24 protein-coding genes are annotated in these 25,399 nt (G+C 54.3%); 15 read left to right on the forward strand and 9 right to left on the reverse strand.

What is annotated here, in order from left to right; translation table 11 throughout:
* Window positions 1-69: 69 nt before the first annotated feature.
* The 5 genes from leuD to ACOOFE_RS05520 form a co-directional block, all read right to left on the reverse strand.
* Window positions 70-705, reverse strand: coding sequence for a 3-isopropylmalate dehydratase small subunit (gene leuD, locus ACOOFE_RS05500; RefSeq protein ID WP_420414031.1), 636 nt, complete (start codon window positions 703-705; stop codon window positions 70-72).
* 2 nt (window positions 706-707) lie between these two features.
* Entirely contained in the window at window positions 708-2,105 is a 1,398-nt protein-coding gene (leuC, locus tag ACOOFE_RS05505) for a 3-isopropylmalate dehydratase large subunit (protein WP_420414032.1), read from the reverse strand.
* A gap of 16 nt (window positions 2,106-2,121) precedes the next feature.
* Entirely contained in the window at window positions 2,122-2,568 is a 447-nt protein-coding gene (locus ACOOFE_RS05510) for a tripartite tricarboxylate transporter TctB family protein (RefSeq protein ID WP_420414033.1), read from the reverse strand.
* Window positions 2,561-4,075, reverse strand: a complete 1,515-nt coding sequence (locus ACOOFE_RS05515; RefSeq protein WP_420414034.1) for a tripartite tricarboxylate transporter permease — start codon at window positions 4,073-4,075, stop codon at window positions 2,561-2,563. Before ACOOFE_RS05515 ends, ACOOFE_RS05510 begins: the two co-directional genes overlap by 8 nt.
* A gap of 72 nt (window positions 4,076-4,147) precedes the next feature.
* Window positions 4,148-5,146 carry a tripartite tricarboxylate transporter substrate binding protein gene (locus tag ACOOFE_RS05520; RefSeq protein ID WP_420414035.1) on the reverse strand — a complete coding sequence of 333 codons (999 nt, stop codon included), beginning with the start codon at window positions 5,144-5,146 and terminating at the stop codon, window positions 4,148-4,150.
* Window positions 5,147-5,291: 145 nt separating this feature from the next.
* Here ACOOFE_RS05520 and ACOOFE_RS05525 point away from each other — a divergent pair, with 145 nt between their 5' ends.
* Window positions 5,292-6,260: an alpha/beta fold hydrolase gene (locus ACOOFE_RS05525; RefSeq protein WP_420414036.1), complete on the forward strand. Its 969-nt coding sequence runs from the start codon at window positions 5,292-5,294 to the stop codon at window positions 6,258-6,260.
* Here the strand turns inward: ACOOFE_RS05525 and ACOOFE_RS05530 are convergent.
* Window positions 6,257-7,171, reverse strand: coding sequence for a LysR substrate-binding domain-containing protein (locus ACOOFE_RS05530; protein WP_420414037.1), 915 nt, complete (start codon window positions 7,169-7,171; stop codon window positions 6,257-6,259). The genes ACOOFE_RS05525 and ACOOFE_RS05530 overlap by 4 nt on opposite strands.
* A 634-nt stretch (window positions 7,172-7,805) precedes the next feature.
* Between ACOOFE_RS05530 and ACOOFE_RS05535 the strand changes: the two genes are divergently transcribed.
* From ACOOFE_RS05535 to ACOOFE_RS05550, 4 genes are read left to right on the forward strand one after another with little or no spacing between them, the layout of a single operon-like run.
* Window positions 7,806-8,897: an extracellular solute-binding protein gene (locus ACOOFE_RS05535; RefSeq protein WP_420414038.1), complete on the forward strand. Its 1,092-nt coding sequence runs from the start codon at window positions 7,806-7,808 to the stop codon at window positions 8,895-8,897.
* A 16-nt stretch (window positions 8,898-8,913) separates the two neighbouring features.
* Window positions 8,914-9,771: an ABC transporter permease gene (locus ACOOFE_RS05540; protein ID WP_420414039.1), complete on the forward strand. Its 858-nt coding sequence runs from the start codon at window positions 8,914-8,916 to the stop codon at window positions 9,769-9,771.
* Window positions 9,771-10,613 carry an ABC transporter permease gene (locus tag ACOOFE_RS05545; RefSeq protein ID WP_420414040.1) on the forward strand — a complete coding sequence of 281 codons (843 nt, stop codon included), beginning with the start codon at window positions 9,771-9,773 and terminating at the stop codon, window positions 10,611-10,613. Before ACOOFE_RS05540 ends, ACOOFE_RS05545 begins: the two co-directional genes overlap by 1 nt.
* Before the next feature lie 13 nt (window positions 10,614-10,626).
* Entirely contained in the window at window positions 10,627-11,676 is a 1,050-nt protein-coding gene (locus ACOOFE_RS05550; protein ID WP_420414041.1) for an ABC transporter ATP-binding protein, read from the forward strand.
* A gap of 20 nt (window positions 11,677-11,696) precedes the next feature.
* Here ACOOFE_RS05550 and ACOOFE_RS05555 read toward each other — a convergent pair whose 3' ends face one another.
* Genes ACOOFE_RS05555 through speB form a run of 3 tightly spaced genes read right to left on the reverse strand, consistent with a single transcriptional unit; the run spans window position 11,697 to window position 14,039 of the window.
* A complete protein-coding gene (locus ACOOFE_RS05555; RefSeq protein WP_420414042.1) occupies window positions 11,697-12,641 on the reverse strand; it encodes an ornithine cyclodeaminase family protein in 945 nt (314 codons plus the stop codon).
* A 3-nt stretch (window positions 12,642-12,644) separates the two neighbouring features.
* Window positions 12,645-12,989 (reverse strand): RidA family protein, encoded by a 345-nt coding sequence (locus ACOOFE_RS05560; protein WP_420414043.1) that lies wholly within the window; start codon window positions 12,987-12,989, stop codon window positions 12,645-12,647.
* Between the two features lie 12 nt (window positions 12,990-13,001).
* Window positions 13,002-14,039: an agmatinase gene (gene speB, locus ACOOFE_RS05565; protein ID WP_420414044.1), complete on the reverse strand. Its 1,038-nt coding sequence runs from the start codon at window positions 14,037-14,039 to the stop codon at window positions 13,002-13,004.
* Between the two features lie 122 nt (window positions 14,040-14,161).
* Here speB and ACOOFE_RS05570 point away from each other — a divergent pair, with 122 nt between their 5' ends.
* From ACOOFE_RS05570 to phnE (ACOOFE_RS05615), 10 genes are all read left to right on the forward strand, one after another.
* The gene (locus tag ACOOFE_RS05570; protein WP_420414045.1) at window positions 14,162-15,079 is read left to right on the forward strand and encodes a LysR family transcriptional regulator; all 918 of its coding nucleotides are present in this window, start codon (window positions 14,162-14,164) and stop codon (window positions 15,077-15,079) included.
* A 615-nt stretch (window positions 15,080-15,694) separates the two neighbouring features.
* Window positions 15,695-16,702 carry an ABC transporter substrate-binding protein gene (locus ACOOFE_RS05575; protein ID WP_420414046.1) on the forward strand — a complete coding sequence of 336 codons (1,008 nt, stop codon included), beginning with the start codon at window positions 15,695-15,697 and terminating at the stop codon, window positions 16,700-16,702.
* A 125-nt stretch (window positions 16,703-16,827) separates the two neighbouring features.
* On the forward strand, window positions 16,828-17,856 hold the full coding sequence (locus ACOOFE_RS05580) for an ABC transporter ATP-binding protein (RefSeq protein WP_420414047.1): 1,029 nt from the start codon (window positions 16,828-16,830) through the stop codon (window positions 17,854-17,856).
* Window positions 17,853-19,544, forward strand: a complete 1,692-nt coding sequence (locus tag ACOOFE_RS05585) for an ABC transporter permease subunit (protein ID WP_420414048.1) — start codon at window positions 17,853-17,855, stop codon at window positions 19,542-19,544. The genes ACOOFE_RS05580 and ACOOFE_RS05585 overlap by 4 nt, the downstream gene beginning before the upstream one ends.
* Window positions 19,545-20,303 carry a DeoR/GlpR family DNA-binding transcription regulator gene (locus tag ACOOFE_RS05590; protein WP_420414049.1) on the forward strand — a complete coding sequence of 253 codons (759 nt, stop codon included), beginning with the start codon at window positions 19,545-19,547 and terminating at the stop codon, window positions 20,301-20,303.
* Window positions 20,304-20,356: 53 nt separating this feature from the next.
* Window positions 20,357-21,154 carry an inositol monophosphatase family protein gene (locus ACOOFE_RS05595; RefSeq protein WP_420414050.1) on the forward strand — a complete coding sequence of 266 codons (798 nt, stop codon included), beginning with the start codon at window positions 20,357-20,359 and terminating at the stop codon, window positions 21,152-21,154.
* A gap of 757 nt (window positions 21,155-21,911) precedes the next feature.
* Window positions 21,912-22,886: a phosphate/phosphite/phosphonate ABC transporter substrate-binding protein gene (phnD, locus tag ACOOFE_RS05600; RefSeq protein ID WP_420414051.1), complete on the forward strand. Its 975-nt coding sequence runs from the start codon at window positions 21,912-21,914 to the stop codon at window positions 22,884-22,886.
* 64 nt (window positions 22,887-22,950) lie between these two features.
* Window positions 22,951-23,775, forward strand: a complete 825-nt coding sequence (phnC, locus tag ACOOFE_RS05605) for a phosphonate ABC transporter ATP-binding protein (protein ID WP_420414052.1) — start codon at window positions 22,951-22,953, stop codon at window positions 23,773-23,775.
* Window positions 23,772-24,584 carry a phosphonate ABC transporter, permease protein PhnE gene (phnE, locus tag ACOOFE_RS05610; RefSeq protein ID WP_420414053.1) on the forward strand — a complete coding sequence of 271 codons (813 nt, stop codon included), beginning with the start codon at window positions 23,772-23,774 and terminating at the stop codon, window positions 24,582-24,584. Before phnC ends, phnE (ACOOFE_RS05610) begins: the two co-directional genes overlap by 4 nt.
* Entirely contained in the window at window positions 24,584-25,399 is an 816-nt protein-coding gene (gene phnE / locus ACOOFE_RS05615; protein WP_141185507.1) for a phosphonate ABC transporter, permease protein PhnE, read from the forward strand. The genes phnE (ACOOFE_RS05610) and phnE (ACOOFE_RS05615) overlap by 1 nt, the downstream gene beginning before the upstream one ends.

The following is a 25,399-nucleotide window of genomic DNA, read 5'->3' on the forward strand; positions in this document are numbered from 1 at the left end:
TCCCCCAACACTTTATGGATGGGATTCCGGGAATTGCCAGACAAAGAAAAAGGTGATTCCAAAAAGCTCCTACATTCCGTTCATTGGCATGGTTCTTTTTGCTATCCACGGCAAGAGTTCAAAATACTTCTTTTCAAAGTCTATAATGGTTTCAGCGTCGTCCAATGTGAGCTGGATGTGGTCTGCGCCGGTGAGCAGTAATTTCTTGCGCGCTGTCGCGATTTCGAAACCAAAAATCTGCCCACTTGCCGTTTGAATGGTTTGGTCAGGGAGATTGATTGTCATTTCGGCGGTTGCCGAAGTTGCGGTGGCTCTTAGGAGGTGCTCGACTTCAGTTTCTGGCAGCGTTATCGCGAGCAGGCCGTTTTTTTCGCAGTTGCCGAAGAAAATCCCGGCAATGCTCGGCGCGATGATGACCCGGAAACCCAATTGCATCAGTCCCCAGACTGCATATTCACGGGAGGAACCGCAGCCGAAGTTTTTACCTGCAATCAGGATCTTGGCCTGGTCATAAGGAGGCTGGTTCAAGATGAACTCAGGACGTTGAGTGCCGCTCTCATCAAAGCGCAGCTCATGAAAGGCGCCTTCGGCCAAGCCCGCGCGGTCAATACGTTTCAGAAACTGCTTTGGCATGATCACATCGGTGTCGATGTTGGGCGCGGGCAGGGGGGCTGCAATAGCTTTTAGCGTGGTGAAGGACTCCATTTTCAGGTCTCGATGTCCAGATTTCGAACATCGGTCAGATGACCGGTCACGGCGGCTGCGGCGACCATCTGCGGGCTCATCAAATGGGTGCGGGCACCGCGACCCTGACGGCCCTCAAAGTTACGGTTGGTGGACGAGGCACAGCGCTCACCGTCTCCTGCAACATCGTCGTTCATAGCCAGACACATGGAACAGCCGGATCCGCGCCACTCAAATCCGGCCTCTAGGAAAACCTTGTCGAGATTTTCCGCTTCGGCCTGGGCACGTACCGCCTTTGATCCTGGCACCACAATGGCGGTGACATGACCGGCGATCTTCCGGCCCCTTAGGATCTTTGCGGCAAGGCGCAAGTCTTCTATGCGGCTGTTGGTGCAGGACCCGATAAAGGCGCGATCGATGCGGATGTCTTCCAGACTCATCCCGGGTTTGAGGGCCATATAGTCCAGCGCGCGGGCGTCGGACGGCTTGTCAGGTTGAGGGACCTTGCCGGTGACGGCGCTGGCCTGGTCCGGACTGGTTCCCCAGGTGACCATGGGCGCAATGGTGTTTGCCGCGATTGCTACGTCCTTGTCGAAGATGGCGTCCGGGTCAGACGCCAACAGGCGCCAGCTTGCCTCGGCAGTCTCCCAATCTTTTGCATCTGGTGCGCGCGGTTTTCCGCGAAGATACTCGATAACTTTGTCATCCGGGGCCATCAGAGCTGCCCGGGCACCGGCTTCAACGGCCATGTTGCAGATGGTCATGCGGGCTTCAACACTGAGTGCTGCAATCGTCGATCCGGCAAATTCGATGGCATAACCGCTGGCGCCGGCCGCTCCGATCTTCTGGATAACCGTCATGATGATGTCTTTTGCCGTGCAGCCGAACGGCAGATCGCCATCAACGGTCACCCGCATGTTCTTCAGCTTTTTGTAGACAAGGGTCTGTGTGGCGAGCACATGTTCAATCTCAGAGGTGCCGATGCCGAAGCCCAAAGCACCAAATGCGCCGTAAGTCGTCGTATGGCTATCGCCGCAGGCCACCACCATTCCCGGCCAGACATAACCATTTTCCGGCACAACGATGTGTTCAATGCCTTGGCGGGGATCGAACAGATCGACCAGCTCAATACCGTGCCGCTGGCAGTTGTCCAGCTGAGTTTTGATCTGAAGCCGCCCACCTTCATCCTCGATCTCATCAACCGAAACTATTGGCCGCGTTGGATTGACATGATCGACCAGCGCCAGATGCGCCTTTGGGTTCCAGACCTTCCGGCCAGCTTCGTGCAAACCGGCAAAAGCCTGCGGGCTGGTGTATTCGTTCATGATGTGAAAATCGACGTAAAGAAGGATCGTTTCTTCATCGATCCGCTTCACAAGATGGCTCTCACATAACTTGTCGTACAAAGTCTTCGCAGACATTTTCTCTCCAATAGGATTAGGGCAGGGGCACCAGCAGCAGCTGGCCAAAGACGAAGTCGACCACAAGAACCAAAGCTGCCAGGGAAGACGCTTGCAGAACACGTGTCTTGAGCGGTTTGGGCTCCTGAGAGGCGATCAGCCATGCAAGGCCGGCGCCGAGCAGGGAGGTTGGCACAAACCCAAGAACCGGCAACAGCAAAGCCCATCCCAGAAGAACGGCCAATAGGAGGAGCGGGCGAAGGAGCGTTCCGCTGCCATAACCGGCTGCTTCCTTTCCGCGAAGATGCTGGATCAGTTGCGCAGCAGAGGCGAGGACGATGACGCCACTGGCGAAACGGGGAAAGATCGCCCCGAAATCCGTCATCCCCTGCGCTTCATAAAGGCCATAGACGCCAGCGGCTGCGAAAAACGCCAGCGGGAGAATGCTTCGTAAATGGCTGTGGGACCGGGTTGTCTCAGACATTGTCGGCCTCCTTCGGAAGGGCTGCGCGCAATTTTTCCTGCCGTTCGGACCAAAACGGCGCGGCCAGCGTGATCAGAGTGAAGAGCAGGATCGCCATGCTGATCGGCCGGCCGAAGAACTCGCCCAGAACATCGCCGGAAGCAGTGCCGATCAGATAGCCCTGCACAAAACCTTGTTCGGCAATTGGGCCAAGGATCAGGCCAAGAACGATCGGTGAGGGTTCAAAGCCGTAGCGCAGAGCAAGCCAGCCGAAGGCACCGAGCAGAACCATCATCACAACATGTGTCGGATTTGATTCAACGGCGAAAGATCCAATGACAATCAACAACGCAATTGCGGGTGCCAGAACGCTCTTTGGGATGTTGGAAATCATCTTGTAGGCGGAGCGTCCGATCAAAAGTCCAACAGGGATCATCAGGATCGTTGCGAGGATCAGGCCGAAGACAAAGGTGAAGACAATGTCTGCCTGTTCGCTGAATAGGCGCGGACCAGTACGGACACCCTGAACCATCAAAGCACCGAGGATGATGGCATCTGGTGGTGTGCCGGGAATTCCCAGAACCAGTGTCGGCACAAAGCCGCCGCCAACCGTTGCGGAATTCGCCGATTCCGATGCGATAACCCCGTCAGCGGTCCCTTTGCCAAACTGTGCCTTGTTCTTCGACGTTCTGCGGGCCTCTGAATAGGCGACCAGCCCCGCAACCGCACCACCCGCGGCCGGAAGAATGCCGACCAAAGTGCCTATGACAGACGAGCGGATCAGGTTCACCTTGCTCGCCCAAAGCGTCGCGAGCGCTTCGGTGATGCGAGAACCGCCAGAGGCGTCTGCCCGTTCAATGTGCGGATCGCGGGTGCCAACCATGTTGAGCAGGACAGGTACGCAATAAAGGCCAATCAACGCGGGGATGATATGAATGCCGCCAAGGAGCGCGGGTTCGCCGAAAGTGTAGCGGACATCACCGCCCACAACCGCCGAGCCAATGGTCGACAGCAGCAACCCTGCGGCGCCGCCGATCAGACCTTTCAAGGTTGCACCTTTGGAAAGGACAGCGATCAGCGACAGGCCAAAGATGGCAAGCCAGAAGTATTCCACCGGACCAAATTTCAGTGCAATGACGGCAAGCGGTGGCGCCACTAGAAGCAAAACGATTGCGCCGATCAGGCCGCCGGTGGCCGACGCAAAACAGGAGATCGTGACAGCAAGATCGCCTTTGCCTTTCTTGGCCATCGGGAACCCATCAAGGGCCGTTGCAATGGCCGCAGGCGTGCCGGGTGTATTCACCAAAATCGCCGCATAAGCGCCGCCGTAGATAGCGCCGGTATAGACTGCACCCAGTGCGATCAATGCCGATGCCGGGTCCATGGTGAACGTGAAAGGCACAAGTACTGCCACGGCCATCGTGGCCGATAAACCGGGCAGAGCACCAACGATAGTGCCCAGAAAGACACCCGCAAGGGCGAGGCAGATATTGAATGGTGTGATGGAGCTCAAGAATGCGTCTAACAAACGCTTGTCCTCCTGAAAGGGGATGGTTGCCGGCAGCCAATAGTTTGCTGCCGGCACTGTGGGAGGACGGGGTTACTGAGATTTCAACTGCGCGATCGCCGGCTGATACTCTTTCTTCTTCTGCTCAACGAAGGCCGGAACATCGCCGACAGGTATGTCGATGACAGAGTAGCCGGCATCATTCATGCGTTTTTGAAAGTCCGGGTTCGCGTTGATTTGCGCGATGATGCCGGAGAGACATTCCCGGATTCCATCAGGGGTTCCGGCTGGCACAGCCACACCCCGGAAAGCCCCGCCAACATGATCCACACCGAGTTCTTTGAATGTCGGGACATCCGGTAGAGCCGGGTGGCGTTCGTTGGTGGCGACAGCCAGGATGCGGACCTGATCGCCTGCCTTGACGCCCTGTGTCGTATAGCTCATCGCCGCCTTGATCTGACCACCCAGAAGCGCGGTTATTGCTGGTGCCGACCCGCGGAATGGAATGTATGTGGTTGCCGCGCCAGTTAAATCCTTGATGATCTGTGTCGCCAGATGATTGGCCGAGTTGGTGCCCGAGCCGCCCATGGTAATCCGTCCAGGATCGGCTTTGGCCTCTTCGATCAGATCATTCAAGGTCTCAAAGGGACTGTCCGCTTTCACCAAAATCGCGTCCGGTGTGTAGTGAAAGAAATAGACATTGTTGATGTCATCGGTTTGGTAACCGACATCTTTCATCGCTGGCTGCAGCACTGTGTGCGGGACGATTGTACCCATCAAGGTGTGGCCATCTCCGTCAAACCGGTTGAGCTGTGCCCAGGCAGTTGCCCCGCCTGCGCCCGGCCGGTTGTGAATGACCAATGGCTGGCCCGTAATTGCCTCGAAATACTCTTGTTGCATACGCGCAGTGACGTCGGATTCGCCACCCGGTTTGTAACCAACGACATAGGTTACCGGTTTGGAAATACAGGTTTCACCATCCGTTGCCAGAGCACTTGAAGGCTGCAGAAAGGTTGTGGCCGCAAAGGCCAAGGCGGCTACGGTTCCAGAGCGTGCAATCTTGTAGAAACTGATATGCTGGTTCGGCGTCATCTCGTCCTCCCGTTGATCTGAGCCGAACCTTAGTCAGGGAACCCTGTGAGAATTAAGCGCGAAATATTATATAATAATAAGGAGTAATAAGTCTGTGATTTGCGGCTACGGTTATGGAAAATCATGAGTTGGAGACATCGTATCAATGACCACTCCCGGCAGCCAGGATTTGGAATTTTCCAAAACCGAACCATTTTTCGATGGGTTTGAAGAACGCCTGATCGACGTTCCTGAGGGAAAAATATTCTGCCGGACAAAAGGAAGCGGCACACCGCTGCTGTTGCTTCATGGCTATCCGCAGACTTCCGCCATGTGGCACCGGATTGCACCGAAACTGGCTCAAACTTACACCGTCATCTGCGCCGACCTCAGGGGGTATGGACGCTCGTACAAGCCGGTCACCACGCCCGACCATGCGCCGTATTCCAAGCGCGCGATGGCCAGTGATATGGCGCATCTGATGACCAACTTGGGACACGACCGGTTTCTGGTCGGGTCGCATGACCGGGGAGCAAGGGTTGCCCACCGGTTGGCGTTGGATCACGAAAAGCGCGTCCTTGGACTTGCTACATTGGACATTGCACCAACGCGGGAAATGTACCGGGACGGAGACAGCGCCTTTGCCCAAACTTATTGGCATTGGTATTGGCTCACGCAATCAGCTCCGTTTCCGGAAAATCTGATCGGCAGCAATTCGGAGTTCTATTGGTTGAAAAAATGCGGATCTGGATCTGCTGGGCTCAGCCCTTTCAGCTGGCAGGCTTTGGAAGAATACCTTAGATTCTTCCGTGATCCCGCGGTGATCCACGGCTCTTGCGAGGACTACCGGGCGGCCAGGACAATCGACATTGAGCACGATGATGAGGACGGACAGCGGAAGCTTTCTATCCCTTTGCTGGCACTGTGGGGGAAACACGGCGCGATCGAAAAACACTTTGACTGCCTGGCCCTTTGGGCTGAACGGGCGGCGCATGTCCAAGGCCGGGCGCTTCCGGGCGGGCATTATTTGGCCGAGGAAGTGCCGGAGCTTGTGCTTGCGGAGTTTCAGTCCTTCTTTCAATCCGTGCTGAGCGAGGAAAGACACGAGAAAACCTGGGCCGCTAGAGCCATTTAGACGGCCTTAGCAAGAGTATTGCCAACCGACTTCGCTTCATCGCGGACCATTTGGAGAAACGTTTTCAGGGTCGGGCTGGTGTCATTTTCACGCCAGGCGACCCCAAAATCGAGCTTGGACCTTGCACCTGAAAACGGCCGGAAGACGATGTTTTCATGTGTGTCCAGGCTGACCCATTGCGGAACAAGCCCAATACCCAGTTCTTGAGAGACAAGCTTTAGAAGCGTTGATTTTTCGATCACTTCCAGGCTGATGTTTGGCCGGGTGTCCGCCTCTGCAAAGCTCTCCTTGACCATCGCATGAAGCAGCGGGCGGGCATGTGCCGGATAGCCGATTAGAGGTTCCACTGCGATTTGAGCCACGTTGATCTCGTTTTCTTTGGCGAGTGGATGGTTTTTCGGCAAGGCGACCAGAACTTTTTCTTCAAACAGGACTTCCCAGGTGACGCCCTCAATCGCGACCGGAGGCCGGAAGAATGCAACATCGACCCGGTGGCGCAGCAGTTCCCGCACCTGTTCGGTCGAGGCGTTCACCTCGGTCAACGGCAGATGCAGACTTGGAAATTGTTTGTGCATGCGCTTCAGGATCGGCGGTAGAAACCAGACCAAAGCGGCGTCGATCCCACCAATCCTGAGCCGTTCCAGCGCGCTGGTTGCCGCGCAGCGGGCAGATTCCACACCTTGATCGAGCCGGTCCAAAACAGTGCGCACTTCATCGAGAAACACTGAGCCGGCCTGGGTCAGGCTAACGTGCCGGGTTGTGCGGAAAAACAGCGGAAAACCGAGTTCCTGCTCAAGATTGCGGACTTGTGCTGACAAGGCTGTTTGGGCGAGGCCAATACGTTCCGCCGCGCGGCGGAAATGCAGCTCTTCGGCAACGGCGACAAAACACTTGAGCTGGCGGAGTTCCATAAGGGCAAATCACCTCACAACGAATTCGTATTCAGAATAGAGGAGCTTTTCGCTATCCGTGAAATATTATGACTTTACAGGTGATAATGCACTGATTTTTATCGCCTTTGGTGTCCGTTTTAGCGTTCGAAATCAACGCTGTTTCAATCCGCAATAATCGTGGTCAGTACGTGCAAAGTGGCACTCTGCCAGGCGACGTTACTATACCGTGTTTAGGTGAGCTTGCATTCCAATTGGATATCGAAGCGAATTCCCAGAAATCCTTACTCGGCGGTCATCACGTTCGACGTGGTCTATAAGTTCAAGGGGGCGGATCGAGCTAAACAATCTATGTTGCTGCTGCTTGTGAGCAGGTCTCTCGAAATGCATTTATGAATTGAAATATTCCGGAGATTAGCCTCACAGACTCTTCTTAGAAAGTCTTTGAATGCATCCGATCTCGGGTGAATTCCACTGTTGGCTCATTTTGCAGCAATGTGCATCAGACGTGCATAAATTTTCATCTAAATCGTAACGCTTGCATTTATTTGCAAGAAAAATTCGATTCAATGCAGTGTTAATGCACGCGATATCGCTGGAGTTTGCCTCGCATAATTCAATAAGGCCGCAGCGGCCGAAATTCAGAGGTAGAACAGTGACTTTCAAACTGACCCGACGCGGCATCCTGCAGGCCGGCGCAGCATCTGCTGCAACACTTGCCATGCCCTCCATCGTAACAGCTGGTAGCAAGAGCAACTTCGCTGGCAAGGAAATCCGGCTTCTGACTTGGTCCGACAACACAGGCCTTGCCATCCTGGAAAACATTGCAAAGCCGTTTGAGGAAATGACCGGTGCCAAGGTCATTGCCGACCGGACCGGTTCTACGTCTGAGATGGTTGCAAAACTCCGCGCTTCCGGCGGTAAGGCGCAGTATGACGTCATCACTCTGGCCGGCGTCGGCGCTGTTGAGCTGGCAGGCGATGGCCTCTTGGCGAAACCTGATCTCAATATGCTGCCGAACCTTCATAAGGTTGATCCGCGCTTCCGGACCGGCGCCGATGGTCACGGTATTGGATACCTGTTGTGGACAGGTGGTCTTATCTACAACACGAAGACCTTCAAGGAGCCGCCGAAGTCCTACGCTGAAATGTGGGATGCTGCGCATGAGGGCCGTTTGTTCCTGCCGCCTGCAACATGGACGGACGCCTTGGATACGATCTTTGCCACAGGTAAGATGATCGGCGGCAATGGGACGAATTCCGAAGCGGCCTTTGCCAAACTTGCCGAGCTGCGCAACAACATTCTGACCTTCGGCGAAAACCCGGGTCAAATCTCCGAACTCTTCCGGTCCGACGCTCTGGATATCGGCGGCGTTTATGCTCCAGCCTTCTTTGCCAAAGAACTGGCCAATCCGGCTGAATCCAACATGGGCGCGACCTATGATCTGGAAGAAGGTTTCTTTGCAGATTTGATGTACACCATCGTGCCGAAGGCCAAACCAGGTGACGATGATGTTGTTCACGCGTTCATCGATTACACGCTGGATGACAAGGTACAGGGTGTGATGGCCGAAGCGGTCCTCAACGGTCCGATCAACCAGCAGGCGATCATGAGCGATGCTGCCAAGGCGAGCCCGTTCATTGTGAAGCCAGAGCAGCTGACCGAGAAAGCGGTTGTCCACGACAAAGCCTTCATCGCTGAAGTGCGCGAGAAATGGATCGCCACCTACCAGCAAACACTTTCGTAATCGGCTGATTTCGACCGTGTCGACGGAAATTCTTCCAAAAAAGCAGGCGCTCCTTTTTGCAGCGCCTGCATTCATAGCCATTCTCCCATTTCTGGGGGCGTGCTTTTACATTCTGCGGTTTTCGCTTTCCGCCGAGCAGGGAACGATTGAAGGGCTCTCGATCCAAGCCTACCGGGATCTGATGACGCCGTTCTTCGGACGATCAGTCTGGCTGACCTTGAAGTTGGCGTTCATAGCGACAGTGATTGTCATGGTTCTGGCGGTGCCGCTGGCCTTCCTGATGACATCGCTGAGAAGCTCGTTCTTCCGCCGCGTTCTGACGATTTCCATCCTTCTGCCACTCATCCTGAATTTGTTGGTTCAGGCCTATGGCTGGATCCTGTTGCTCGGTCCATCGGGTGTTTTGAACTCGACGCTGAAATCGCTGGGCCTTATCGACCGGCCGATGTTTCTTCTCTTCAATGAGACAGGGGTGTTGCTCGGTCTCGTTCAAACGTCCTTGCCGCTTGCCGTCTTCCCAATTGTCGGAGCGGTCAGGGCAATCTCACCTGAATATCTGGAAGCGGCGAGTTCGCTGGGCGCTGGTCATTGGCGGACCTTCAAAGATGTTACGGTACCGCTTCTCAGGCCTGGTCTGGTCGGTGCGGCCTCTATCGTCTTTGCATTTAATGCCAGCGCATTTGCGATCCCGCTGTTGTTGGGCGGGCGCCGCGTCCAGATGATGGGGGTCGTCATTCGGGACATGATCTCGCCGCTCTTCAATTGGTCTGGCGCTGCTGCTGGCGGCATGATTCTGATCACTTTGACGCTTGCCGTTTTGATATTCTCTTCCTGGCTGGTGCGTTTGACGTCCACAGCGAAAAGGGGCGCATGATGCGGGTCGGTCTACTTCCAACTGAAGGCGGGGGCACCTATCGTTTCGCAGTCCTGTTTCTTGCGACCGTCGGTATCCTGATTTCGTCGCTGCCGGTGATTGTCGTCACCATCATGTCCTTTTCGGCGTCGGAGTACTCGAGCTTTCCGCCGACGGAGTTTTCGTTCCGTTGGTACGTCGAAGTTCTTCAGCTCTTTACGAATGAAGATCCATCGAGCGCTCAGTCGGTGGTCGATTCAACGCTCACCAGTTTGTTGGTCGCATTCCTGGTCATGATTATATCGACCTTGGTTTGCGTACCACTGGCTTATGCGCTGACCCGCAGCAATCGCAGCCTGCGCGAAGGCATGGAACTTCTGTTCACTTTGCCGCTGGTGTTTCCGTTGGTGATGCTAGGGATCGCCTTTTTGCTGATCGCTGAAAGCCTTCAGGTTGAACTCGGTATCTGGCGGATTGCCATCCCGCACATAGCGCTCGTCCTGCCGTTTGTTCTGCGGAATTGCCTCAGTGCGATGAACGGGATTAGCGTCGAAATCGAAGAGGCGGCCATTTCCCTTGGCGCACCTCCGCTGCGTGCAATCTGGGATGTGGTGATCCCGTTGATGAAAGCCGGCATCCTGGCTGGTTTGATCTTTGCGCTGATCATCAGCTTCAACGAGTTCACTGTCACCTTCTTCATGTACACCATTGACGTCAGCACGTTGCCAATCTGGATGTACAGCCGGACGGTGTCTTCCCTCGATCCGGCGACGCTGGCGCTGTCTGTCTTTATTATTCTGGTTGATGTTGTTCTGGTGGTGCTTGTCGACAAGCTGATCGCCGGACGCGGCAACCTGTTCTGACAAAGGTTCTCTCGTGACCAACACACACTTGAACATCGAAGCGGTTTCCAAGTCCTTTGGAGCGGTTACCGCCTTGAACAACATTGATCTGAAGATTGAGCGCGGGTCGTTTGTTTGCCTTTTGGGACCTTCTGGATGCGGCAAGACAACCTTGTTGCGGATCATTGCCGGGTTCGAAAAGCCGACTTCCGGCCGTTTGTTATTGGATGGGACTGATATCTCTGAGGTGGCGCCGCACAAACGCGGTTTTGGCATGGTGTTCCAATCGCTCGCCCTCTTCCCGCATATGAGTGTTGCCCAAAATATTGCCTATGGCCTGAAACTGCGGAAAGCCTCTGCCCTGGAGCAGCGCGAGCGCGTCGAGGAACTCTTGAATGTAATTGAATTGCCGCACATCGCCGACAGGGCAGTCTCAGAGCTTTCCGGTGGGCAACGTCAGCGGGTTGCGATTGCAAGGGCTTTGGCGATCCAGCCAAAACTGTTCCTGCTCGATGAGCCTTTATCTGCACTTGATGCCAAGCTCAGGGACAACATGCAGATCGAGTTGCGCCGTCTGCAGCAAAAATTCGGCGTCACGACCGTTCTGGTGACCCACGACCAGACAGAAGCGATGATGCTGGCCGATGAGCTTGTGGTCCTGGACCACGGCATCGTCCAACAAGCGGCAACACCAACGGAAGTTTACCGAACCCCGGCGAACAGCCTTGTGGCCGACTTTATCGGAGCTGCAAATCTGGTTCATGCCGAGGTGGACGGTGAAGAAAAGCTGAAGCTGTTTGGCCAGATGCTCGACTTGGGCAACAAGTTCCCATCGGGAACCAAAGTTTGCGCGGCAGTTCGGGCGGAAGACATTGAGCTAAACCGCGCCGACATGTCCGGCAGGGGGACCGGGACGATCGTGTTCGCCCGGGATCTCGGCGCCTTCCAGGAATGGCTGGTATCCGTTGACGGCCAGGAAATTCGGGTTCGTGGCACGACGGCAATTGGACCGAACTTTCAAGCTGGAGATATCGTTAGCTTAAAAGCAGACCCCGCGCGGGTTTCTGTCTTCCCAGCCCAATAAACATGAAACCAAAGGCGGGGTTACCCGCCTTTGGTTTCATGCACGACGATGGCTGCGGCTAGATCTTCAAGAGCAGCGCCAACCGATTTGAATAGAGTGGTTTCTTCTTCACTCATGCGCCCCGGATGTTTACCGCGGCTGAGGTCGTAGAGATCAGCGCGGATGTGTTCAAAGTCAATCAGACCGGCATTCATCGGTTGGACGATGTCTCCGCCTTCCGACAAAACGCCTTCGCGCGTATCTGCAAAAACAGACGCGACCAGAACGGCGGCGTCATCGGATTCCCGCATCGTTGGTTTGAACGCTCCGACGAGGTCTAGATGCGCTCCAGGCTTTAGCCAGCGCCCGAGGATCAAGGGTTTGTCGGATAAGGTGCAGCAGCTGATGATATCAGCGTTCCGGGCTGTTGCTTCCAGGTCGGAAACAGCCTTTGCGTTGAACCCTCGGTTCTGCGCTTCCGATGCGATCTTTTCAGCCTGTTCAAACCGGCGTCCCCAAATTGAGATTTGGCCGAAGTCATGAACGGCAGAATGCGCTTCAATCAGGTTCAACGACAGTGTTCCAGTTCCAACAACAAGAAGATGCGTGGCGTTTTGGCGGGCAAGATACCGACCGGCAAGCGCAGATGCAGCGGCTGTGCGCCGGGCCGTGAGTTCGGCACCATCCAGGATGGCCAGGAGTTCGCCTGTCTTTGCCGAACTCAGAATGTAGGTTCCCGAAATGGCGGGCAGGCCTCTACCGGAGTTTCCCGGGACAACTGACACCATCTTGACGCCCAGATAATTGCCTTCGCTCCAGGCGGGCATCAGCAGTAGAGTGCCGTCTTCTTCGCCGGGGATATGAAACCCGTGGTGATGGCGGATAGGCATCGTGCAGCCGACGCGAAAGAGGCCGTCGATCGCATCGATCAACGGCCTCCAAGCCAACGCCACGGCTACATCTTTGGCGTTGTAAAACTGTGTCATGAGTTACGCCTTGGCCGCGATGATCATGACTTCCACCAGAAACTCGGGCGCAACCAGCTTGCTTTCAACACAGGCTCGCGCAGGAGGATTTGCCGGATCGATCCAGGCATCCCAGACCTTGTTCATGTCATCGACACCGGCCATGTCTGCGACCCAGATCTGAGCGGACAAGATGTTTGATTTGTTGGTGCCTGCAGAGGCCAGTAACCGGTCGACCTCAGCCAGCATGGAGCGTGTCTGGCTCTCCATGTCAGGGCCTTCGCCAATTTGACCGGCAAGGTAGATCGTTTCGCCGTGAACGACGACTTGGCTCATTCGGCTGCCTTTTTCCTGGCGTTCAATTGTCATCAATCTTCACTTTCATTTTTTCGGGAGAGACGGGGAGAATTGCATCAGGCTCAAGATCTCAAAGAGCATCTGAGCGCCGTTTTGCGCAGTATTGGTACTTGGATCGTAGGCGGGAGCGACCTCAACGACATCGCCGCCAACAAAATTCAGGCCTTTCATGCCCCGTATCAGGCGCAGGGCTTCCCGTGGTGTCAGGCCTCCGACTTCCGGTGTCCCCGTGCCGGGCGCATAAGCGGGATCGAGACTGTCAATGTCGAAGGAGAAATAGGTTGGGCCATCGCCGACAACCTGACGGGCTTTGTTGATGATTTCCGGAAGGTATCCATCCGTGATGTCTTTGGCCTCGATAACCGTCATGCCGGACATTTCGGAGAATTCCCAAATGTAACCTGCCGCGCCCCGGATGCCGATCTGGATGGTGCGTTCGGGATCAAGAACACCGTCGAGCACCGCGTTGCGGAAGGGGCCGCCGTGGTGGAATTTTTCGTTTTCGTAAGAGCCGCCCGTATCACAATGGGCGTCGATGTGGATCATACCGACCGGGCGGTATTTTCCGACGGAACGCAGGATTGGATGGGTGACAGAATGATCGCCGCCAACGCCCATCGGGATCGCACCAGTTGCAATGATTTGCGCCACGTAGTCTTCGATTTCCTTGTGGCTCTGGCCTAGGTCAAAGCGACTGCTGAAGGGAACATCGCCAATATCAGCGACGAACATTTCGTGAAGCGGTGCGGTCTCCAGGGCGTCGTTGTAAGGTCCGACACGTTCAATGGAGCGCAGGGCACGTGGCCCAAATCGCGATCCGTTGCGGTTGGTGACACCGAGGTCCATCGGCATGCCATAAAGGGCAACCTGAAGGGTGGAGGCATCATCGATTGAGGATTGTGGAGCATCAAGAAGCGTTGGAATTCCGGAATAGGGGGCGGGACGCTTGCCGCCTTCAGAAAAGATCTTGTCGGCGATTTTCTGATATTTAGGCGTAAACAGGGTTCCACCATCTGCATTCCCAAATTTCTCCCGTAGGGCCTGGAGTTTCGCGTCCGCCATCTGTCGCTCCTTAATCGAACTTGAGCGCATCAGATAGGGCGGATTTTAATCTCCAAAAAGTTGAACTATCCAAAGATCTCTTGCATAAAAATGCATGAGAAAAATTGGGGTGGAACAAGCAAATGGCTCGGCGGAAAAATGCGTTTTCAGGAAGCGTCAGCGGTGCGGATATTCGCTTGATGCGGATCTTCAAAACCGTGATTGAATGCTCCGGATTATCTGCAGCGCAAACCGAACTTGGTGTTGGTGCTTCGACCATTTCGCGGCAGATTTCGGATTTGGAAACGCGGCTCGGCATCCGGCTGTGTCACCGTGGGCGCAGCGGGTTCTCACTGACCCAGCAGGGCGAAATTGCCCTGGAACATATCGACCGGTTGCTTGCGGCCGCCGATGAGTTTGCCACCAGCGTTGCATCAATCAATCGCCAGCTGGTTGGCAAGATCGATATCGGGATGATCGACTACACATTGTCCGATGTCCGCAATCCTCTGGTCTCGGCAATTCGCAGGTTCAAGGACGACGCTCCGGAGGTTGATGTAAGCCTCATGACCGGAACTCCGGCGGAAGTCGAGCGCGGAGTGATCGACGGAAAGCTTCACCTCGGAATTGTGCCGGATTATCAGCGTCACCCGAGCCTCAAATACCGCCGCCTTTATGATGAGGATGTCGGATTGTTTTGTGCAGGTGAGCATCCGCTGTCATTGGCGCTGGATGCCGGGGAAACGCTTTCTGAAGCCGAGATTCTCAAGCAGGCTTTGGTTTTTCGCGGCTATTTCGAAAGCGATACTCTGCGAAACCTGAAACAGAAATTTCCGGTCGGAACGATCGTCTATCAGACCGAAGCGGTGCTGGCTCTGGTCGGTGCTGGTGTCTATCTCGGGTTCTTTCCGGCCCATTGTACGGATCAAACACTCTATCATTTCAAGGAGCTAAGGCCGGACATTTTTCGCTATTCAACACCAATATGTGCGGTCTGGCGTGGCGATCGCACCCAGTCAGCTGTCCTGCAGCAATTCCTAGAGTTAATTTCAGTAGATTGAAACAAGGCGATGGTAGCGAATCCAGAAGTCCTGCCATTACTGATTGGGTAGGCCAAGACTGAGGGTCACCAATGAGAGTGTTCAGGAGCGACGCAAATCCAATTTGATTTGGTCTAAGCCACTCTGAAAAAAAGGCTAGTTGGTGACGTTGCCCCAAAAAAGTTCAGATCAAGTCTGAACAAAACACTGTTGTGCAGATTACACGCACAAATTTGGCAGTAGGTTCTTTGCTGAGCGTCGTGAGTTTGTCAACACAGTCTCATTATCAGCCGAAGTCCGGCGCGGGAGCTGACGCGGCGAGGCAATAAACAAGCAGCTGAGAGTTCATCAGGAAGCTTTGATAGTTTCGGTTAGTGTCGTGTGAGCCGTACCGTTTGACTGAGCATTGACTTTCACTGATTGCGCGATTTTTCCTGCCCTCCCTTCTTGTAGCTGTGCCGTCCTGAAGGTTGGCGATCAAAAAGGAATTGAAATTTACACAAAAATCCAATAGTACACAAAAAAACACAAAACTGCACATTTTGCCGAATGTGTAGAAGAAAAAGCAGACGCGTTTGTGTTTCTGGGAGGATGCAAACTGGAGTGAAACCGGAACGAAACTGGAAGGGGAAGACTATGATAAAGGCAAAGGCCACGATCGCGGCATCTCTATTTGCGCTTGGCGCGGGGACAGCAGCAAATGCAGATGAGCTGACGATTTACAGTGCTCTTGAGGAGGAAGAGATTGCTGTTTATCTGGAGGCTGCCAAAGAAGCGATGCCTGATCTGGAAATCGACATTCTACGGTTGTCGACAGGCAAGCTTGGCGCGAGACTTCTCGCAGAAAAAGACAATCCTCAGGCGGATCTAATCTGGGGCTGGGCGGTGACAGCCATGATGGATCCTCAGGTTCTGGAGCTGTTGGAGCCGGTCAAGGTCGCTGGTGCCGAGACACTGGCACCGGAATTCCGTGATGCCGGAGATCGTTGGTTCGCCCAGATCGGCTACATGGGCGCATTCTGTGTGAATACCGAACGCCTCAAGAGCAAGGGGCTGGAGATGCCCAAGACCTGGGCTGATCTCGAAGCGCCCGGCTTCAAGGGGGAGGTGTTGATGCCGGATCCCAACTCATCAGGTACTGGCTACTTGCACGTAAATGCTGTTTTGCAGAGCCTTGGTGTCGAAAAGGGCTGGGCGCAGCTGGCGGCAGTTGACCCGAATATGGCCCAATACACCTCTTCCGGCTCAAAGCCGTGTAAAGCAGCCCGCGTTGGCGAATACACCGTCGGTATTTCTCTTGCGTTCACAGCCATGAAGTCTATCGACGACGGCTATCCGCTGGAAATGGTGCTGCCGGAAGGTGGCGTCGGCTATGAGCTGGAAGCTTCCGGTGTTCTTTCCAGCAGTGAGAACAAAGATGCTGCAAAGCGCTTTCTTGACTGGTCCATGAGTAACGATGCTCTGTCTCTCTTTGCACAGTACAAGGCCCTGGTAACGGCTCCAGGCGTTGAGCTCTCCGGTTTTGCAAAGGAAGCCGGTCTTCCAAATGACATCAGTTCGGTTCTGGCTCCTGTAGATTTCGTAGAGTCTGCAGGCCGCCAAAATGACGTCAAAGCTGAGTGGCGCGAGCGGTTCGGCCGTTAACGCTCTGGATCTTTGCGGGCGGCGGCCTCGCCGTCCGCAAGTGTCTTAGTTCCAACTGCTCCTGCTGAACGTGAGAGCAAGCTTGATGTGTTGGCTTGCCGGGCTTGCCGTACGAAAGATTCCCGATGTATTTGAAAGTCGATAAAGCAACCAAGAAATACGGCGCGTTCACGGCCCTCGATGGCGTCTCGATTGAGCTTGAAAAAGGCGAGTTCGTCTGCCTTCTTGGACCGAGCGGGTGCGGCAAGACCACTTTGCTCAGGATCATCGCGGGACTAACCGGAATAGACGCTGGCAGCCTGTTGCTGGAGGGGCAGGATATTTCCAAAGTTCCTGCAAGGCAGAGGGATTTTGGGATTGTGTTCCAGTCCTATTCCCTTTTTCCCAATATGACGGTTGCTCAGAACATTGGGTACGGGTTGAAAATTCGGGGCGTGTCAGAGGCCACAATCGCCAGCAGGGTTACGGACCTCCTGGAGATGGTTCATCTCCCTAATGTGGGCCAGAAATATCCCGGGCAACTGTCGGGTGGTCAACAGCAACGGATTGCGCTCGCAAGGGCGATTGCGGTCGACCCTCGTGTTCTCCTTCTGGATGAGCCGCTTTCTGCGCTGGATGCAAAAGTGCGTGGATCTCTCCGCGATGAAATCAAGCAAGTTCAGCGGTCATTGGGCATTCCAACTTTGATGGTGACCCATGATCAGGAAGAAGCTATCGCGCTTGCTGACAAGATCATTTGCATGAACCACGGTGTTGTTGTTCAAGCCGGTACGCCGGAAGAGCTCTACCACAAACCCAAGACGCGTTTTGTTGCGGACTTCATGGGAGCCGGTAACCTGATCGAACCGTGCCGGGTGCAAGACGTCATGCCCGAGCTTCTGGCGGACATGCCGACGACGGGAAATGGGCGGTATTTTGCCAGCCTTCGGCCGGAGAAAATTTCGGTCAAAAGTGATCAACAGGGCACGTCAACGATCCGCTCTATCTCGTTCCTCGGCAATCTTACAAGGCTGAAACTTGAAAGTCCTCTCGGTGACCTCGTTGTGGAAACCCACGGCGAGAGCGAACTGACGGAAGGACAAGCCGTTGCTTTAGAAATTGCGCCGTCTTCTGTGGCGTGGGTCGCAGATGACATGGAAGGAGAGGCCGTGTGACAACCGCTGTCATCTCCACCGCTCCGACCGACGCTCGCAAAAGTTTTGACGGCGACAAGATTATTGCTGCTGCCTGTGTCCTGATCCCGCTGATCGGCTTGGCGCTGTTTTTCCTTTATCCGATGGTGGTCGTGTTCCTGCGGTCAATCACGGCGCCGGATGGAACCTATGGCTTGCAGAACTATGCAGAAGTTTTGCAGTCCACTGGTTTCTGGCGCGCAACTTGGCACTCGATGGCCATGGGCGCAGCGACAACCGTTGTCAGCGTCTTCCTGGGTTTCATTATCGCCCATGGGCTGCACAGATGTGCTTTTCCTGGCAAGTGGCTGATCAGAGGGGCAATCATCCTGCCGCTTTTGGCTCCGTCACTGGTGCAAGCTCTTGGCTTGATATTCCTTTTGGGGCGCAACGGGGTCATCAGCCGGGCTCTTGGAATTGAACTGGATATCTATGGTTTCTGGGGACTTTTGATATCGAATACGCTCTATGCGTTGCCCCAGGCGGTGATGATCATTGGCGCTTCCCTGGTGTTGCTGGATGCCAGAACCTATGAAGCGGCCGAAGTCATCGGGGCAAAACCCAGCCGGCAGTTTCGCGACCTGACACTGCCTGCAACGGTTTTTGCACTTTTAAACAGCTCCTTTGTCGTCTTCATCATCACGATTACGGACTTCGGCAATGCTGCGGTCATTGGCGGGGATTACTCGGTTCTGGCAACCGAGATCTACAAGCAGGTGATCGGGCTGCGCAATTTCAATCTAGGTGCTGTTGTTGGCATCATGCTGCTGCTGCCCACCGTGGTTTCTTATGTCATCGAACGTCAGGCGATGAAGCGCCAGAGAACCCGGGGCAATACCAACATTGAAAAGTTTGTGCCGGCCTTCTACGCCCGGCGCGATGTTCCAATGGCAGCACTCTGTTTCCTGATTGTGGCCATGATAGTTTCGGTCATCGGAATTGTCGTCTACGCCAGTTTCGTTAAGCTCTGGCCCTACAATTTCGATCTGACTTTTAAGCATTTCAATATCACCTTAGCGGGCGGATATTCTTCGCTGTGGATCACAATTGCCATTTCGCTCGGGGCTGCGGCAGGCGGAACGTTCTTGATCTTCATCATGGCGCTGGGCTTGCGGGAGCTGCCTGAAAAACTCGCGCAATGGATTCAGGTCCTGGCTGCCATGCCAGCTGCTGTGCCGGGGATTGTTCTGGGTCTTTCCTACATCCTGACCTTCAATTCGACATCCACACCCCTCTATCTACTTTACGGGACGGCGGTGCTGATTGCGATTATCAACTTCTATCACTACCACACACAGGCGTTTTTGACGGTCATGACCGGGTTCCGGCAGTTTCCTTCACAACTGGAGGAGGCTGCGAAAACGCTCGGTGCGGGCATGGCGCGCACGGCGATCAACATCATCGCGCCGTTCGTTGCGCCCATGCTGGTGTCTGTCTTCTTCTTCCTCTTCATGCGTTCGATGGTGACCTTGTCCGCCGTCGTGTTTCTCACAACGCCCAAGCTTGATGTTGCTGCGGTCACCATCATGCGTCTGGACGATGCGGGGCTAACATCTCAGGCGGCAGCTTTCTCGACCTGTGTCATGGCCGTTGTCGCTGTTTCTCTGGGGTTGATGAAAGTGACTTTGGCGGTCTTGTCACGCCAACGTACATCCAAGCGGGAGCTCTGAATGTGGTCGAAAGAACGGCATAAACGAATTCTGGCTCTGCTTGAAAGCTCTCAGCATGTGAGCGCGAACGATCTGCCGAAACTTCTTGGTGTGTCGCGTGAAACCGTGCGCCGGGATCTGCTTGAACTGGAAGAAACCGGACTAATAGACCGGGTACATGGGGGCGCAGTGCTGCGCACCAGCAAGACCGAAGCTCCCTTTGAAAAGCGCCGAGATGCTCAAGCCGGGGCAAAACAGAGTATTGCGCGAAAAGCTGTTTCATTGGTTGAGCCGGGCATGTCGATTTTGGTTGATGCCGGGACGACGACTGCGGCTTTCGGACATGCGCTTTCAAAGCTTTCCAACTTCACATTGATCACCAATTCTGTCGAAATCACCCAGGTGCTGAAGGCTGCTGAGGCCGACATCGAGGTCTTCCTTTTGGGCGGGCAAATCGTTTCGGATGTTCCGGCAACCTATGGGGAGCTGACTCTGTCTGAAATCCGGCGTTTCAAGGTTGATTTGGCGATCATTTCGCCGGTTGCGCTGAGTGCCTCCGAGGGAGCGTTTTCCTATGCGCTTAAAGAAGCGGAAGTTGCCAAAACAATGCTTGGCCAGGCGTCACGCCGCGTGTTTTTGTGTGATCGGACCAAGCTGGGGGAGACGAACCGCGTTCAGATCTGCGAAGCCAACCAAGTCGATATGCTTGTAACTGACGGCAAAGCACTGCCTGAACAAATAGCTCCGTTTGAGGAGAACGGAATACCGGTCTTGATTTGATGTGCGGCGACCGGCCTTCCTGAAAAAAAAGATATTAACTCAAAGAGAATAAAATGAGCAACGTGTTGGCAGAAAAACCGATTGTAGCAGATGTCGCCGAGATCATTTCCGACTGTGAAGCTTGGGCCCGGCACGCTGCTCCGATTGCGCGGGAGGCCTTCTGCCAGCGCGGTTCTGTCCGGTTCAAGCAAGATGAGAGCCCGGTAACCGTGACCGATGAGCTGATCGAACAAGAACTCAAAAAGGCAATTTCATCCAAATACCCGAAAGACGGAATTTTCGGTGAGGAAACAGGGATTGAGGGCGACACGTCGCAGAACCTCTGGATTATTGACCCGATTGACGGGACCCGCTCGTTTATCTCGGGTAATCCCTTGTTTGGACTTCTGCTGGCCTATGTCGAGGAGGGGAGGCCCGTGGCCGGAACGATTTCAATGCCTGTCCTGGAGGAGGTTTATTCCGGCGGTGTCGGGCGTCAGGCAACGCTTAACGGAGCGCTCATAAACGTCTCCGGTCAAACGGATATTGACGATTGCATCCTTTATATCAATGAAGGCGAAAAACTATTGGCCGAGCGGCCTGAACAATTGAAACGACTGCTAGAAAAAGGCCGAACCCGCCGGTTTGGTTATGACTGTTATCCGCATGCGTTGCTCGCCGCTGGCCGTATCGATGCTGTCGTGGATTATGATCTCAAGCCCTATGACTTTTTTGCACTGACTGGCGTGATCGAGGCCGCCGGAGGGGTGATCACCGACTGGAACGGCAACAAACTCGGCCTCTCTTCAGATGGAACAGTTGTATCTGCCGCAAGTCCAGAGCTGCATCGCTCGTTGCTCGAAATGCTATAGGGCTTTTGCTGTCCTGAATATCTCAGCAATAGTCCTGAGTTTCCCAGTCAGAAGGTATTGGATGAACTGTTCTGTTTGATTGGTTTGTTGTGATCTATGGCCATAGACCTGAAGTAGCTAAGACCTCAGGCAAGGAGAAGCCATTTCTGCATAAGGGTACAGCTCAATCCTCTTGGGCAACCGTTGTCTATGTCTTCGGGCTGGGCATGAAGAAAACTGGTAGCGGGAGAGGGACTCGAACCCCCGACACGCGGTTCCTGATTCCAACGATATGAAACATATTGAACGTGAGTTCAGTTCGTCATTGATGATTTGAGATCATCGCTTTTTGTAACTTCGGATCAGGAATTTGGGTCGCAGACAAAGCCGTAAGCGCCCATGCTTTGGATCGCATGTCAATCGGCTAGCAATAGAAAGGTTAAGCTGAACCCAATTGCTATTTTCAGAGGAAGTACATTGAACGTGGGCACAAGTGCATGACTTTGAGATCAAGGGCTGGAGTGTGATTCCTGAGGAATATGGCCGTGCCGGAATAGGATCTGACCGGTCGATGTGGACGCCTTTTAGCAATATTGGGTTTCGAATTTAACCTTCGTTGTCTTTCGATTTTTCCATTTTGGTTTCAAGATCGCTTGCTTGACGGGTCCCAAACGGTCAATGTCAGTCATTAGGTGGCTAAAAAAGGCTACTTCCAAAGGGGTTCAATTGAGCATGCCGCCCAATTGAGCCATCAAATAACGTTCTGGGAGGAACTCATATGAAACGGATTGCAACACTTCTTGCGTCGGCGGCGGCTGTCGCGGTGTTTACATTCGCCGGTGCAGCGCAGGCGGAAGAATGCCCGCGGGGTGATCTCGACAAGCGTTTTTGCGATGCTGATGGTGATCTGATTGCCGATATTCCAACAGACGCCAGCAAACTGATAGATCCGGATACTCTTATTTTTGCCTATACACCTGTTGAAGATCCTGCGGTCTACAAGACAGCCTGGTCGGATTTCCTGACCCATCTTGAGGCCGAAACCGGCAAGAAAGTTGTTTTCTTCCCGGTTCAGTCGAATGCGGCTCAGATTGAAGCCATGCGCTCCGGCCGGTTACATATCGCCGGATTTAACACCGGCTCAAATCCTCTTGCAGTGAACTGCGCCGGTTTCCGTCCGTTCACGATCATGGCGTCGAAAGACGGCAATTTCGGTTATGAAATGGAAATCCTGACCTATCCGGGATCGGGCATAGAGAAGGTCGAAGACATCAAAGGCAAACAGCTTGCCTTTACATCGCCTACGTCCAATTCCGGATTCAAAGCGCCGTCGGCTATTTTGAAAGCTGATTTTGACATGCAGGCAGAGCGCGATTTCGAACCGCTTTATTCCGGCAAGCACGACAACTCGATCCTGGGTGTTGCCAACAAGGATTATCCAGCTGCTTCGATCGCAAACTCAGTGCTGTCCCGCATGATCCAACGTGATGTGATCAAGCCGGATCAGGTTGTCTCTATCTATAAATCACAGACATTCCCGACAACGGGTTTTGGAACTGCTTACAACCTGACGCCTGAACTACAGGACAAGATCCGCAATGCGTTTTTCAACTTCGAGTGGGAAGGCACAACGCTGCAGACAGAATTCGAAAAGTCGAATGAAGGCCAGTTCCTGGAAATGACCTATCAAGAGTTCTGGGAAGTTATCCGCAAAATCGATGCCGCAAATGGTGTCAGCTACGCTTGCGAATAATCCTTTTTGAGGTGGCCCTGCGTGGGCCACCTTTTTTAACGACTTTAAGATTCTAGGGGGCTTCATGCTGCGGCTGAAGAAGCTTGTTAAGACGTACAAGACCGGGGATCAGGCACTCAAGGCTGTCGATCTGGAAATACCGCAAGGCCAAGTTCTGGCGCTGATCGGGCCATCAGGCGCGGGCAAATCAACCATGATCCGTTGTATCAACCGGTTGGTTGAGCCGAGCAGTGGAGAAGTCTGGCTGGAGGATACCGAACTGACCACGTTGTCTTCTGGTGGTCTGCGCCATAAGCGACGCGAAATGGGGATGATTTTTCAGGAATATGCCCTGGTGGAGCGTTTGACGGTCATGGAAAATGTCTTGTCCGGTCGCCTTGGGTACGTCGGTTTTTGGCGCAGTTTTCTGCGGCGGTATCCGCAGGAAAGTGTCGATGAAGCCTTTCGTCTTCTGGATCGTGTCGGCCTGCTGGCCATGGCGGACAAACGCGCTGATGAACTTTCCGGCGGCCAGCGTCAAAGGGTTGGTATTTGCCGGGCGTTGATCCAGAACCCGAAGCTACTTCTGGTCGACGAACCGACGGCCTCGCTCGACCCCAAGACCTCCCGTCAGATTATGCGTCTTATCTGCGAATTGTGTGAAGAACGCGGACTTGCGGCAATCATCAACATCCACGATGTCGCCCTGGCCAAAATGTTCGTTCAACGCGTGGTCGGTCTGCGGTTTGGTAGCATCGAGTTTGATGGCCGTCCGGAAGACCTGACACCCGATGTACTGACGTCGATCTATGGTGAAGAGGATTGGGAAGCGACCATCGAGAAGGTTGAAGATGAGGACGATCATCCTCATGCCGGCTTCGATGAGAACGCCGGGGCCGCCGCGTTATGAGCAGTGAACTGGATGCGCTCATCGGGCGAAAGTGGAAGAAACCACCATTTATCAAACGCACCTGGCTTCGCTGGACCCTCGGCATTGGGTTTGCCGCCTATCTGATTGCGGCTTTCATGACCATCGATGTCAATTGGAGCCGGGTCTACGAGGGACTTGATCGGGGGGCAGCGTTCATTCTGGCCTTCACGTCGCCAGACTTTTTTTCGCGTGCTGCCGATATTCGTGACGGGATCCTTGAAAGCATCGTTATGACCGTTGCCGCTTCGGTTGTTGGGATTGCGATCTCAATTCCAATCGGACTGGGGGCAGCCCGCAACATTGCGCCGTTACCGGTTTATTTGGTGTGCCGCGGAATTGTCGCGATCAGCAGGGCGCTGCAGGAAATCATCGTTGCGATCCTGCTCGTGGCAATCTTTGGGTTCGGGCCGCTGGCCGGTTTCCTGACCTTGAGTTTTGCGACCATCGGCTTCCTGTCAAAACTCCTGGCGGAAGACATTGAAAGCATGGACAAAGTCCAGGCTGAGGCGATCAAAGCTTCTGGTGCCCGCTGGCTGCAATGGATCAATTATGGTGTCCAGCCACAAGTGATGCCACGGCTTGTTGGGCTCAGCATGTACCGGATCGATATCAATTTCCGCGAAAGCGCGATCCTTGGCCTTGTTGGGGCTGGCGGGATCGGGGCAACGCTGAACACAGCGTTCGACCGTTACGAATATGATACGGCCGCTGCAATCCTGATCATCATCATCTTGATCGTTATGGCGCTGGAATATCTGTCCGGCATTATCCGGGCGAAGGTGCAATAATGCCAGTACTTGAGAAAAACGGCCTGAAGGTCTGGCAGCGCCGGACCCAAGGTGAAACCCTGTTGCGCTGGGCAGCTTGGCTGACGGGCACTGCTGTCTTCGTCTATTGCTGGCAGCAGATATCTGAATCCACCACTTGGTTCTTCGTCTGGGACGCTCCGCGTATTGCTGAGGATATCTGGACAAGAGCAACACCGCCGCGCTGGGAATATATCACCCAGCTTGGCAAGCCAGTGTGGGACACGCTCAATATAGCGACGCTTGGAACGCTGATCGCCTTGTGTCTGGCGGTGCCTGTGGCCTTTCTGGCAGCCCGTAATACAACACCTTCAGCGACGTTCATCCGCCCAATCGCGCTGCTGATCATCGTTTCTACGCGCTCTATCAACTCGCTGATCTGGGCCTTGCTCTTGATCGCAGTCATCGGGCCGGGGGTTCTGGCGGGCGTGGTCGCAATTGCGATCCGGTCAATCGGTTTCTGCGCCAAACTCCTTTATGAGGCGATTGAAGAGATTGATCATACCCAGGTTGAGGCAATAACGGCGACAGGGGCATCCCGGTGGCAAGTGATGGCTTACGGCATCGTTCCACAAATTGCGCCAGCATTTGCTGGCGTTGCCGTGTTCAGATGGGATATCAATATCCGTGAATCAACGGTCCTTGGACTAGTCGGGGCCGGTGGAATTGGACTACAGCTCTCCTCTTCGCTCAATGTTTTGGCCTGGCCACAAGTCAGCCTGATCCTGTTGGTGATCTTGGCTGCAGTTGTTCTCAGCGAGTGGGTCTCGGCAAAGGTACGGGAAGCAATTATTTGA

This window comes from Roseibium sp. (assembly GCF_965216085.1).
Classification (GTDB): domain Bacteria; phylum Pseudomonadota; class Alphaproteobacteria; order Rhizobiales; family Stappiaceae; genus Roseibium.

Excerpts from the sequence above, each read along its gene's own strand:
- ACOOFE_RS05545 (WP_420414040.1), top strand. The coding sequence starts at position 9,771 with ATGCGGGTCGGTCTACTTCCAACTGAAGGCGGGGGCACCTATCGTTTC.
- ACOOFE_RS05590 (WP_420414049.1), top strand. The coding sequence starts at position 19,545 with ATGTGGTCGAAAGAACGGCATAAACGAATTCTGGCTCTGCTTGAAAGC.
- phnC (WP_420414052.1), top strand. The coding sequence starts at position 22,951 with ATGCTGCGGCTGAAGAAGCTTGTTAAGACGTACAAGACCGGGGATCAG.
- phnE (WP_420414053.1), top strand. The coding sequence starts at position 23,772 with ATGAGCAGTGAACTGGATGCGCTCATCGGGCGAAAGTGGAAGAAACCA.
- leuC (WP_420414032.1), bottom strand. The coding sequence starts at position 2,105 with ATGTCTGCGAAGACTTTGTACGACAAGTTATGTGAGAGCCATCTTGTG.
- ACOOFE_RS05510 (WP_420414033.1), bottom strand. The coding sequence starts at position 2,568 with ATGTCTGAGACAACCCGGTCCCACAGCCATTTACGAAGCATTCTCCCG.
- ACOOFE_RS05530 (WP_420414037.1), bottom strand. The coding sequence starts at position 7,171 with ATGGAACTCCGCCAGCTCAAGTGTTTTGTCGCCGTTGCCGAAGAGCTG.
- ACOOFE_RS05520 (WP_420414035.1), bottom strand. The coding sequence starts at position 5,146 with ATGACGCCGAACCAGCATATCAGTTTCTACAAGATTGCACGCTCTGGA.
- ACOOFE_RS05570 (WP_420414045.1), top strand. The coding sequence starts at position 14,162 with ATGGCTCGGCGGAAAAATGCGTTTTCAGGAAGCGTCAGCGGTGCGGAT.
- leuD (WP_420414031.1), bottom strand. The coding sequence starts at position 705 with ATGGAGTCCTTCACCACGCTAAAAGCTATTGCAGCCCCCCTGCCCGCG.
- ACOOFE_RS05580 (WP_420414047.1), top strand. The coding sequence starts at position 16,828 with ATGTATTTGAAAGTCGATAAAGCAACCAAGAAATACGGCGCGTTCACG.
- ACOOFE_RS05575 (WP_420414046.1), top strand. The coding sequence starts at position 15,695 with ATGATAAAGGCAAAGGCCACGATCGCGGCATCTCTATTTGCGCTTGGC.
- ACOOFE_RS05560 (WP_420414043.1), bottom strand. The coding sequence starts at position 12,989 with ATGACAATTGAACGCCAGGAAAAAGGCAGCCGAATGAGCCAAGTCGTC.
- ACOOFE_RS05595 (WP_420414050.1), top strand. The coding sequence starts at position 20,357 with ATGAGCAACGTGTTGGCAGAAAAACCGATTGTAGCAGATGTCGCCGAG.
- speB (WP_420414044.1), bottom strand. The coding sequence starts at position 14,039 with ATGGCGGACGCGAAACTCCAGGCCCTACGGGAGAAATTTGGGAATGCA.
- ACOOFE_RS05525 (WP_420414036.1), top strand. The coding sequence starts at position 5,292 with ATGACCACTCCCGGCAGCCAGGATTTGGAATTTTCCAAAACCGAACCA.
- phnE (WP_141185507.1), top strand. The coding sequence starts at position 24,584 with ATGCCAGTACTTGAGAAAAACGGCCTGAAGGTCTGGCAGCGCCGGACC.
- ACOOFE_RS05555 (WP_420414042.1), bottom strand. The coding sequence starts at position 12,641 with ATGACACAGTTTTACAACGCCAAAGATGTAGCCGTGGCGTTGGCTTGG.
- phnD (WP_420414051.1), top strand. The coding sequence starts at position 21,912 with ATGAAACGGATTGCAACACTTCTTGCGTCGGCGGCGGCTGTCGCGGTG.